Origin of the sequence: Sphingosinicella rhizophila, assembly GCF_032378825.1 — a bacterium.
Classification (GTDB): Bacteria; Pseudomonadota; Alphaproteobacteria; order Sphingomonadales; family Sphingomonadaceae; genus Allosphingosinicella; species Allosphingosinicella rhizophila.
Genome location: NZ_JAVUPU010000008.1, coordinates 94,229 through 105,727, shown reverse-complemented (window position 1 = coordinate 105,727; position 11,499 = coordinate 94,229). Strand labels below are relative to the sequence as shown.

At 63.6% G+C, this 11,499-nt stretch carries 8 protein-coding genes; 1 reads left to right on the top strand and 7 read right to left on the bottom strand.

What is annotated here, in order from left to right; genetic code table 11:
- Positions 1-15 precede the first annotated feature (15 nt).
- A complete protein-coding gene (locus tag RQX22_RS15270; protein WP_410001652.1) occupies positions 16-1,500 on the top strand; it encodes a helicase HerA domain-containing protein in 1,485 nt (494 codons plus the stop codon).
- A gap of 107 nt (positions 1,501-1,607) precedes the next feature.
- On the opposite strand, the gene RQX22_RS15265 is transcribed toward RQX22_RS15270, so the two are convergent.
- From RQX22_RS15265 to RQX22_RS15235, 7 genes are all read right to left on the bottom strand, one after another.
- On the bottom strand, positions 1,608-2,657 hold the full coding sequence (locus RQX22_RS15265; protein ID WP_315727418.1) for a S66 peptidase family protein: 1,050 nt from the start codon (positions 2,655-2,657) through the stop codon (positions 1,608-1,610).
- Between the two features lie 31 nt (positions 2,658-2,688).
- Positions 2,689-3,513 (bottom strand): sulfite exporter TauE/SafE family protein, encoded by an 825-nt coding sequence (locus RQX22_RS15260; RefSeq protein ID WP_315727417.1) that lies wholly within the window; start codon positions 3,511-3,513, stop codon positions 2,689-2,691.
- 75 nt (positions 3,514-3,588) lie between these two features.
- Complete coding sequence (locus RQX22_RS15255; RefSeq protein WP_315727416.1) at positions 3,589-4,713, bottom strand: dipeptidase; 1,125 nt, start codon at positions 4,711-4,713, stop codon at positions 3,589-3,591.
- A 4-nt stretch (positions 4,714-4,717) separates the two neighbouring features.
- Positions 4,718-5,941, bottom strand: a complete 1,224-nt coding sequence (locus RQX22_RS15250) for a M1 aminopeptidase family protein (protein ID WP_315727415.1) — start codon at positions 5,939-5,941, stop codon at positions 4,718-4,720.
- Complete coding sequence (locus tag RQX22_RS15245) at positions 5,938-7,758, bottom strand: DUF885 domain-containing protein (protein ID WP_315727414.1); 1,821 nt, start codon at positions 7,756-7,758, stop codon at positions 5,938-5,940. The genes RQX22_RS15250 and RQX22_RS15245 overlap by 4 nt, the downstream gene beginning before the upstream one ends.
- On the bottom strand, positions 7,755-9,557 hold the full coding sequence (locus RQX22_RS15240; RefSeq protein ID WP_315727413.1) for a DUF885 domain-containing protein: 1,803 nt from the start codon (positions 9,555-9,557) through the stop codon (positions 7,755-7,757). Before RQX22_RS15240 ends, RQX22_RS15245 begins: the two co-directional genes overlap by 4 nt.
- A 5-nt stretch (positions 9,558-9,562) precedes the next feature.
- Positions 9,563-11,476: a S9 family peptidase gene (locus RQX22_RS15235; RefSeq protein WP_315727412.1), complete on the bottom strand. Its 1,914-nt coding sequence runs from the start codon at positions 11,474-11,476 to the stop codon at positions 9,563-9,565.
- Positions 11,477-11,499: the final 23 nt, after the last annotated feature.

Below are 11,499 nucleotides of genomic sequence, written 5' to 3'. Positions count from 1 at the left end.
GGCCATTGCCGCAGGGTGAGCGTCGGCATCGACATGGGAACGGACGGAAGCGGCCAGCGAGCCGCAATCGATCTGGAGGAATTGCTGGCGACGCGCTTGCTAGTCCAGGGCAATTCCGGTTCCGGCAAGTCGCATCTGCTGCGCCGCCTGCTGGAAGGGAGCGCCGGCCTGGTCCAGCAGATCGTCATCGATCCGGAAGGTGATTTCACCTCCTTGTCGGACGCCTTCAGCCATGTCTCGATCGACGCCGCCGACCAAAGCCTGGCGGAGATCGGCCGTATTGCCGCCCGGATCCGTGCCCATCGCGCCTCCGTCGTCCTCAATCTCGAAGGACTGGAGATGGAGGGGCAGATGCGGTGCGTCGCCGCTTTCCTCGGCGCGCTGTTCGATGCCCCACGCGAACATTGGTATCCGGCCCTGGTGGTCGTCGACGAAGCCCAGGTCTTCGCCCCGGCCGTCGCCGGCGAGGTTTCGGACGAGGCGCGGCGCACGTCCTTGGGCGCGATGACGAATTTGATGTGCCGTGGCCGCAAGCGGGGGCTGGCCGGGGTGATCGCGACCCAGCGTCTCGCCAAGCTCGCCAAGAATGTCGCCGCCGAAGCCTCGAACTTCCTGATGGGCCGTACCTTCCTGGACATCGACATGGCCCGCGCCGCCGATCTGCTGGGCATGGAAAGACGACAGGCCGAAGTGATACGCGATCTGTCGCGCGGACAGTTCCTGGCACTCGGCCCGGCAATCTCGCGGAGGCCGATCAGCATCCATATCGGCGACGTCCGCACCGCAGCGCGTAGCGCCAGCCCCAAGCTTGTCCCGCTACCGTCCGAAGGACTGGAAGATATGGAGGATCTGCTCTTTTCGCCCGGCGCCCAAGACGTGGCGCCGCCCCCGCCTCCGCCGCCGCCGGTTTCGACCGACCAGATCCTGCGCACGATCAGCGACCGGACCCTGGCGCCGGTACCCGACGCACCGGTGCTGTCCGACCAGGCGCAGGAAGAGGTGATGGTATCGGTGTTTGCCGAGATCGCAGCGGAAGCCGGCCTCCAGCCGCCGGCTTCGGTCTTTCAGGATTTCATCTCGCGCTGCCGAATGCGCGGCGCCTCCGTCACGCTCGATATGGCCGCCTTCAACCGGCGTCTTGCCCTCGCCCGCGCCGGGATCGTCGATGGCGAAGGCTGGGACGACGTGATCGCGCTCGCCGCCTCCTTGCCCGAAGAGATGCTCGCGCCCTTCCTCGGGCTTGCCCGCGCCGCCCGGGAAGGCGCCCCCTGCCCCGAGGATGCGGAACTCGCCATCCTCTACGGAACGACATCCGGTGGGCGGGCCAGGCGCATGCTGTCTTTCATCGAGGAAAAGGGGCTGATCCATTGCCGCACCGATCTGTCCGGCAAGAGATCTGTCACATTGCCTCATTTCGGCTGGACGACCGCTCCGGCCATCCCGGACCCGCAGCGGCCACCCCGCATGGCGCGGATCGCGGCGCGCGAAGCGGCCCGCTGAGGCCCTTCCGGCAGAGAATGCGTTCGGCCTGGAGCCAGAAATTGCAACGGGCCTGATTCACGTCATCCGCGGAAACGCGAAGCGCTTCCTCCTCGGACGATCAGACTCTAGGCCACGGCCGGCTCCAGGATCCTGATCGTGCCGGCTGCGGCATCGATCTCCGCCGGCACGCCGACCGGAAGACTGAACTGGTTGGCGACGTGGCCGATCTGTGCACCCTGGAAAGCGGGGACGCCGAGCGGCTCCAGATGCTGCTTCAGCACCTGTGACAGAGTGAAGCCGCCAAATGACGGGCCGGGGTTGGTGCAGCCGGTGCACTGGCCGAACACCACGCCTGCGACGCGCCCCAGAATGCCGGCGAGCTTCAGCTGGGTGAGCATGCGATCGATCCGATACTCCGCTTCGGACACATCCTCCAGAAACAGGATCGCGCCGTCGAATTCAGGAAGATAGGGTGTCCCCATCAAGGTGCTGATGACGGTGAGATTGCCGCCAAGCAACCGGCCGGACGCCTTGCCGGGACGAAAAGTGCGGATGCGGCCACCTCTTTGGACGAGCCGATCCTCCGCGCTTTGCTGGTTTGCGTAGAGCGGTGTCGCGGCGTCGAAGACGAGGCTGCGGAACGCATCCCAGGAAAACTTTCCCCAGGACCCGGCAGCGGTCGGGCCATGAATGGTGGTGAAGCCGGCGCGCGCGGCAAACGCCATGTGCAAAGCGGTAATATCGCTGAACCCGATGAGCAGTTTCGGATTGGCGCGAATCCGGTCGAAATCCAGATAGGGGAGCATGCGCGCACTTCCCCAGCCACCGCGGACGGCGAACACGGCGCGCACCTTGTCGTCCGCATACATGGCATTGAGATCGGCGGCCCGCTCCTCGTCCTTGCCGGCCAGATAACCGTAACGCGTGGCCAGATGCGGCGCGGGTTTCGGGACGAGGCCCATGGCCCTAATATTCTCGAGAACGAGCGCGAGATCATATTCGTCGTCCGTGAAACCGGCTGGTTCGACCAGGCCGACCGTGTCGCCGGGACGAAGGCGCGGCGGCTTGCGCAGCGCCTTGCCCCGCGCCGCAGCCGAGGCGAATCCTCGGGAAGGCAGCGCCAGCGCTCCGGCGGCAGCGCCCAATCCCGCGATGATCGTCCGTCTGTCCAGCATCTCCATAACCTCCACGCCCCGAGCCTTCGGATCAGGACCCGTTTTGCGCACGAAGCAGCAGCCCGGCGAACAAGGCAAGCCCGAGAATGAGGATCCCGATCTTGAGCCAGGATTCATTGATCCGCCTGAGCAGCCAGACGCCCCACAAGCCACCTGCGACCGCGCCCGACCCGAGCACGATAACCTCCATCAACGGAACCCTGGTGGTCGCCAGGAAGAGAATGACGGCAGACGCGTTGATGATGCCCGCCAGCATATTCTTGGCAGCCCCCGCCGCGCGCACGGCCATGCCGGACATGGTCAGCAAAGCCATCATCAGGAAGCCGATGCCGCCGCTGAAATAGCCGCCATAGACCGCGACCGCGCCCTGGAGCGCGGCCGCGCCCACCGGCCCGATCCGCGCCTTGCTTCCTTTGCTTCGGGGAGCGAAATTGCCCCAGGCAAAAATGCCGGTGGCGATCAGCACGAGCCATGGCACCAGCCGGTTGAACGTTCCCGACGATGTGTAGAGCAGAAGCAGGGCCCCCGCCGCGCCGCCGCCAAGACTGATGACGGCCAGGGTCCGGAATTTAAGACCTGGCACGTCCTCGATCATCCGCCGGCCGGCAACGCCGCTCACCACCTGTCCGGGGAACATGGCGATGGTGGATGCAATGTTGGCGAGCTTCGCATCGAGCCCGGCCAGGATCAAGGCCGGCAGGGTGACGAACGAGCCGCCGCCGGCAAGGGCATTCTGCGCGCCCGCCCAAACGCCCGCGGCGAACAGGAGCAGCAAGGTCAGCATGGCTCCGCATGGCGCAGCGGCCTCGCCCTGTCGAGTACAAGACGTGCAATTGCGTGCCTTGGCCATGAACATTCATCGGGCTCCCATCTTCCCGCGCACGAGATGGGGCCCTTGCCGGCGAGAAGATGATGCGAACCCGGAGAGAGGTCAGCCGCCCCAGACTTCGCCGCAAAGTCGCGCGAAATTGCCACCTAGGATCTTCTCGATCCGTCTAGTGCTCCAGCCGCGCGCGGCGAGATCGTCGGCGAGCCGGAGGAAGCGGGCAGGTTCGTTATATTGCGGGACGAAGTTGAGCACGTCCGCCGCTTCGCCAGGGGCAGCGACCCCCTGCGCCTTTCGCTCCTCATAGAACAGACGCTGCGCTTCGAGGGCCGCGGCATCATTGGCCTGGGAACGAATTCCGCCGTCGGTGCCGAGCGCGACATGATCCTCGCCGGCAATCTTCACCGCATGTTCGAGATGGCGGAGCACGTCCTCCGCCTGGGGCTGGCCGCTCTTCCTCAGGAAAGGCATGAAATAGATGCCGATGACGCCGCCTTTGTCGGCGAGCGCTCGAATCTCACGATCGTTGGTGTTGCGCGGCACGTCGACCAGGGCGCGACAGCCGCTATGGCTGATCGCGATCGGCGCGGCCGACGATGCGATAGCATCGGCGATGGTGCGGGCGGCGGCGTGACTGGCATCGACCATCATATGGCGCGCATTGAGACCGGCGACCACCTCGCGGCCAAACTCGCTGAGGCCGCCATTGCCGCTTTCGAGACAGCCGTCGCCGAGCAGGTTGCGCTTGTTGTAGGTGAGCTGGACGATGCGCACGCCGAGATTGTGGAAGAGATCGAGCCGTTGGATCTCGCTTTCAAGCGGCACGCTGTCCTGGAAGCCGAAGATGACACCCAGCTTGCCCGCTGCCTTGGCGGTCTCCAGATCGGCGGCGGTGCGGACTTGCATCAGCCGATCGGGAAAGGCCTGGATGAAGTTCGCATAGCGTGTGATCCGCCGCAGCGTTTCTTCGAAGCGGCCCGGACTGTTGCCGCCTGCGCCCACCGTCTGGTTGATCGCGGTGAGGCCCGAGGCGCGATAGGCGGCGAGCTGCTCCGCGATGCGGGGTGATTTCACGTCGAGATTGCCGAGCGATCCCAATGCATCGATCACCGGCACGGCCCGATAGCGTTCGATGCCGAAGGCGCGCGCGCTGGCTGTCCCGGCGCAGGCCATCGCCGCCGCACCCGCCAGAAATGCGCGCCGCGTCGGTGGCAGGACGGATATCGTCACGAGCTCAGCTTCTCAGCGCCGCTTCGAATGCGACCGCCGTATCGGCATCGGCAATTGCGCTCAGATGCTTCATGAAAACCGGTGTCGTATGGACGGGCTCGCGCGCCATCTCCCTCAGCAGGCGGTCCATCGCCGGCCGGCCGATCTTTTTCTCGAGATCGATGAGAAGCAGGGGCCCCTTCTGATAGAGCTGGACCCGGTTCGGCCTGCCGTGGCCCATCACGGGGCCGGCATCGGCCGAAGCCTCTCGCTTTTCGGCCAATTCCTTCTCCACCGCCTCTATCCCCAGCGCCGTTTCGACGTAACGCATCGACAGATATTCGGCGACCGATTCCACCAGCCAGAAATCCTCGGTGAGCGGACTGGCCAGCATCCACCAGGCATGGGCGACCTCATGGCCGACATAGCCGGCGGGACCCGCCTCTGCGATGTCAGGCGCTCCGCGCCCGCCTTCGGAAAGCACGGTGTAGCCGGTGCGTGCATAGCCCATCGAACGTTCGCGCCACACCATTGCCATCCGTACGGGTTGGCGAAGCGGACCGAACCATGCCTGGAAGTAGCGCGCGGCGGCTTCGGCATGCTTGACGTGGAAGCGGGCCAGGCGGGTGTCGAGGTCCCGCGCGTAGAATTCGACGCCGGGGACACCCGCTTTCTCCAGGCCCCGCATCGCCACCATCGGCAGGTCAATATCGACATAATCGCGTTCGATCCTGACGCCGGTCGGCGTCCGCGTCACATCGCCCTGCGCAACCACGACAAGGTCCGGCGCCAGCCCGTCGATGGTCGCGTCGACGGTGAAACGGGTCTGGATGTCGGCGCCGACCGGAAACCACATATGGTCGATGAACAATTCATAACCTTCCGGACGAAGCGGCTTGTTGCCGCTGTCATGCTCGGTCAGGATGGGGCCGCTGTAGCGAAAACTGAGCTTCACCGGCTCCACCGTCGGTCGCGCGAAGCGGAAGACGAATTTGTTCAGCGCCTCCATCGGCTCTTCGGAATCCTCGCGCGTCATCGTGACGCCGGGCGGCAATTGCATCGGCTGGAGCGTGAAGCGCTTTGAAAGAAGGAAGGCCTTCTCCGACAATGCCTCGGTCAGCATCACGGTGACGTCGGCGCGGAGATTTCCCTGCGGATCGAATCTCGCCTCCATCACATAGTGAGGCGGCTCCGCCGCCGCGGCGGCCCCAGCGAACAGCATCAGCAAGCCGAACAGCAGGCGCATCATGTCTTCATCCTCGCCTTGCCGCCGGCGGCGATCCAGTGATCGACCTGTTCTTCCAGCAACGGCAACGGCAGCGGGCCATCGCCGAGCACCATGTCGTGATAGGCGCGCATGTCGAACGCCGGGCCCAGCCTGGTGCGCGCCCGCTCGCGCAGCTCCAATATCTTCTGCATGCCGACATAATATGACGTGGCCTGGCCCGGCAGCACGATATAGCGGTCGATCTCGCGCTGATTGTCGTAATGGCTGCTCGGCATGTTGCGGTCGAGATAGTCCGTGGCCTGCTTGCGCGTCCATTTCATCGCGTGGATGCCGGTATCGACCACAAGCCGGCAAGCGCGCATCAGCTCCAGCGACAGCCGCCCGAAATCGTCATAGGGATCGGCATAGAGTCCGAGTTCCTTGGGCAACCGCTCCGAATAAAGCCCCCACCCTTCGCTGAACGCGGCGATACTGGCGAAGCGCCGGAATTTCGGCAGGCCCTGCATCTCGTGGGCGATGCAGGTCTCGATATGATGGCCGGGAATGGTTTCGTGGTAGAGCGTGACCGGAAGCTGGTAACGCGGCTGCGCCTTCATGTCGGCGAGGTTGATATAATAGATGCCGGGACGGGATCCGTCCTGCGGCGGATTTGTATAGGATGCCTTGGGCGCCGATTTCTCCCGCCACGCCTCGACCGGCCGAACGACCACATCCGCCTTGGGCAGGACCTTGAACATGCGATCCTGATAGGTGCGGATCTCGGCGAGCAGTTTCTCGGCTTCGGTGACATAGGCGGCGCGGCCCGCGTCGCTATCATCATGATAGAAACGCGGATCTTCGCGCATATGCTGAAAGAATGCCTGGAGATCGCCGGCAAAGCCGGTGCGCTTCATGATTGCGCGCATCTCATCGTGAATGCGCGCGACCTGGACGAGGCCCAGGGAATGGATGTCGGGCGCCTTCACCGGCAGCGTGGTGTAGGATTGAAGCTGCGCGTCATAATAAGCCGCGCCGTCCGGCAGCTTCCAGACCCCGGCGACATCGTCAGCTTTCGCTTCCGATGCGCGAAGATGCGATATGAGATGGCGATAGCCGGCGGCAAAGCCTTCCTTCAATGCACCGGCCGCCCTTTGGACAAGGGCCGCGCGCGCGCTCGCAGGAATGGCTGACTCGGCAAGCTTTGCCTTGAAATCCGCAAAGACGGGGCTGTCCGCCCCCGCTTCGAAAGGCGCACCCTTCAGCATGTTTTCGCACGGCTCGATCACCAGCGGGAAAACGAAGCGAGGAGGCCGGATGCCGGCGGCTTCCTGTCGCACCAATTCCTCGACGACCTGCGCCATCAAGACTGCCACGCCCTCCAGTCGGCGGATATAGGACTCCGCATCGGCCGCAGTCGAAATGGGGTGGCTGTTGAGCAAAATGCTGGGTACCCTGGTATGCATGCCGCCCATTTGCGTGACCGCATAATCGTGCCGTCGCCAGCGCCAGTTGCGCAGGGATTCTTCCGTGAAACGTTCGAACATGCGATAGCTGAGGCGGGCCTGGGGCGACAGCTTGGCCGCGTCGAAATGCCGCAGCGCCGCCAGATCCTGCATGGCCAGCTGATGGCTTTCCAGACGGCGCGCTTCGCTCAGATCGTCCCATTTGTCCTGATTGCGATAGAGACCGAGCCGCGATTGCTGGATCGGGCTCCGGTCCAGGCCCCGCTGGAAGATCGCTTCGAAAAATTCATCGAGTTGCGCATCTGCATCGTTCGGTGCCGCCCAAATGCGAGGCCCGGCGATGGTGGCGAGAAGAGATGCGCAAAGGACCTGTCCGAACCGGCGCCGCGTGATCATGAAATTCCTCCCCGCGCGATCCAGTTTTCGACATTGGCGTCGAGCATCGGCAGCGGCAGCGGACCGCTGCCCAATGCGACGTCGTTGAAGCGGCGCAGATCGAAGCGACTGCCGAGCTTCGCCTTGGCGCGATCGCGAAGCGCGACCAGCTTGAGCTTGCCCATCTCATAAGCGGTCGCCTGGCCAGGGGTTACGATGTAGCGCTGAACCGATGTCACATTATCGCGATGGTTGGACGATATATTCTCGTCCAGCCAGGCGATCGCCTGCTCTCGCGACCAGCGCAGCGCATGGAGGCCGGTATCGACCACCAGTCTGCCCGCACGCATCAGCTCCATCGAGAGCCGCCCGAACTCCTGCCACGGATCGGAATAGAGACCCATTTCCAAAGGCAGTTGCTCGGCATAGAGGGCCCAGCCTTCGCTGAAGGCCGTGTAGCCGCCATATTGGCGGAACCTGGGAAGATGTCCGAGCTCGCGCGTGACCGCTTTTTCGAGATGGTGACCGGGAACACCTTCATGATAGGATAAAGCCGAAAGCTCGAAGATCGGCAGGTTCTTCATCGTGACCGTGTTGACGTAGAGAATGCCGGGTCTGGACCCGTCCGCCGATGGCGCGAAATAGCCGGCTGTTCCGGCCGACGCCTCCAGCCAGGGCTCGACCGGTTTCACGATCACCTCGGCCTTCGGTACGCGGTTGGTCAATTCGCCGAGGCGGGCGCTCACCGCGGCGATCTTGCTGCGCATCGCTTCCAGATAAGCGGAGCGGCCATCCGGCGTGTCGGGATAATAGAGATCGGCACTGGCCCTGGCGTGGGCGAACAGATCGGCCAGCGACCCGGAGACGCCGAGCTTCGGCATCAACGCCTTCATCTCGGCGTGAAGCCGCCCCACTTCCTCGAGACCGATGCGATGGACTTCCGCAGGCGTGGTCGGCAGCGTCGTCTCCATCTGGAGCGCATCGGCATAATAAGCATCGCCATCCGGAAGATGCCATACGCCGTCATTGCGTGTGACCTCCCGTTCACCTTTGCGCAGATGGCCGATCAGCAGGCGGAAGCCGGGGCCGAAGCCGTTCCTGAGACCGGCAATGCCGTCGTGAAGGAGCTTGGCTCTGGCCGGTCCTGGGATATCCAGCTTGGCGAGCTTGGTCCTGAAGTCGGCCAGGATCGGACTGTCGGCGCCCGACGCGTCGAACGGCGCACCGATCAGCAATTTCTCGCAATTGCCGATCACCAGGGGATAAGAGAAAGCTGGCGGACGAACGCCGTTGGCCGCCTGCCGCTCGAGCCCTGCCACCACATCCGCAAGAAACGGCTTCACCGCATGGAGCCGTGCGACATAAGCTTCCGCGTCCGCGCGTGTCGCGATCAGATGCTCGTTGATCAGGGTCTGCGGGATCGATCTTTGCGGTCCGCGCATCTGGCAGACCGGATAGCGATTGCCGCGCCACCGAAAGGCTGTCAGCGACTGCTCCCCATCATATTCGAACAGGTGATAGCTCAGCCGATCCTGCTCGTTGAGCTCGTCCAGGTCGAAACGACGAAGCGCCGCCAGATCCTGGCGAACCAGCGCAGCGCCTTCCACGGCGTGAGCGTCGGTGACATCGGGCCAACGATCCTTCCCCTGCTGGGTGCCAAGGCTGGATTGCATGCCGGCATTGCGCGCAACGTCCCGGCTAAAAACCTCCTCGAAGAATTGATTGAGTCTCGCCCCTTCCGATTGCTGGATCCGCCCCCAAGCGGGAGCTGCCGCCGCTACGGCTGCAGTCGCCAGCAATTCCCGCCGGGTCAGACGCATCTCCATCAGCGGCCGGCTGCGGGGAACGCGCCGTTTGAGGCCGCGTTCTTCACATGGGCATCGAGGAATTCCAGAATCTTCCGATAGGCGGTGATCTGGTTCGCCTTCTTGCGAAAGCCATGGCCCTCGTCCGGAAACACCACATAATCGACGGGGACACCATTGGCCTTCACCTTCGCGACGATATCCTCCGATTCCACCGGCAATACGCGCGGATCGTTCTGACCCTGGAGGACCAGCAGCGGCCGGACGATATTCTCGGCGTGGAAGATCGGCGAGATCTTGCGCAGATAGTCCGCATCCTTTTCCGGATCCCCGACTTCGGTGAACAGGAGGCGCCGCAAATCCTCCCACCAGCTCGGCGTATTGGCGAGCAGGCGCGGCCAGTTGGAAACGCCGTAAAGATCGATTCCGGCTGCGAACTCGGTTGGGCGGAAGGCAAGTCCGGCCAGGACCATATAGCCACCATAGCTCTGCCCCTGGATCGCGACCTTGGCCGGATCGACGAAACCGGTCCTTTCCAACATGCCCTTGGCCGCGACCACGTCGTCCAGATCGGCATCGCCATGGGCATGATCGTCCAGGTGATAGAATGTTCGGCCCGATCCACTGCTGCCGCGATTGTTGATCTCGAACAGGACATAGCCGTGATTGACGAGATACTGGACGAGCGGCTTGTAGCCGATCCTGCTTTCGTCGCCCGGCCCGCCATGGACATGGATCACGGCGGGCCTGGCATCGCCCGGCTTCGCATCCTTGGGCACGTACAGGATTCCAGGAACCTCGACGCCGTCATAGGATTTGAAGCGGACCACCTTTCCGGCGACCAGATCGGCGGGATCGACATCAGGCGCCCGGGCCCGAAGCAAGAGCCTCCGCTTGCCGCTGCGGAGATCCTGGATGTAGATGTCCTGAGGCGTTGCGCCGTTCGTGATCGCGACGGCCGCAAGCGGAACACCATTGGCCAGCCGCAACCCGACGCTCGCATCCTGCGCCGGGTCGACGAAGGGAATTTGCTTCAGCGTCGCTGCATCGAACAGATAGGGACGGCTGCGGGCATCCTCGTTGACCGAGACGACCAGGTATCGATTGTCGGAAGAGAGACTGGCGCCTGACACATCCCAATCCGGCTTGAACACGGTCTTGCGCGCGTTCGAGGCAAGATCGTGCCTTACCAGGAAGCTGAACTCGCCGCCGTCATCGGTCGTGTAGAAAAGAATTGTTCCGGTTGCGGCGAAGGCCTGCGGCTCGCAGGAGACCTTGCCGCCGGCCGGCGTGAGCTGATTGAGAGAAGCGGTCCGGCGATCATAGACATAGCAATGCTTGGTCGCATTATCGACGATCCTGCTGAGTGCGACGAGATTGCGGTCGGGGCTGATCGCGCGGATCTGATAGCCCTTGTCGTTGTCGAAGATGCGGGTCGAGACATAATCGTCGACCGTCACCTCATAGAGATCGAAGAAGCGCGGATCGCGGGCGTTCGACTGGAAGAAGAAGGATGTTCCGTCATGCGACCAATCGACGAAGCGTGCGACATGCCGCTCCCCCGGCGTCACGTCGCGCGTGCTTCCGTCGACCTCGCGGACGTAGAGATGGGCAAGTTCGTTGCCGCCCTGGTCGCTGGAATAGAGAATGCGCTCGTCATGCGGGAAATAGCCGATCGCGCTCACCGTCTCCTTTGTCGAATGGGTGAGCTGTGCGAGCGGGCCTCCGTCCAATGGCACCACATAGATGTTGGCGATGCCGGTACGGTTGCTGGTCGTGACCAGTTTCCTGTTGTCGGGCGAGAAGGATAGGCCGCCGAAGGACTCGGCAGCCATCAATTGTTCGATCGTGTAGGTTTTGACCGCGCTTTGGGCGCTCGTCACCAGAGCCGCGAACGAAAGCAACAGGCCGAACGCGATCCGCAGCAATTTCATCTCCAATTGATGGTGGGGGCGCC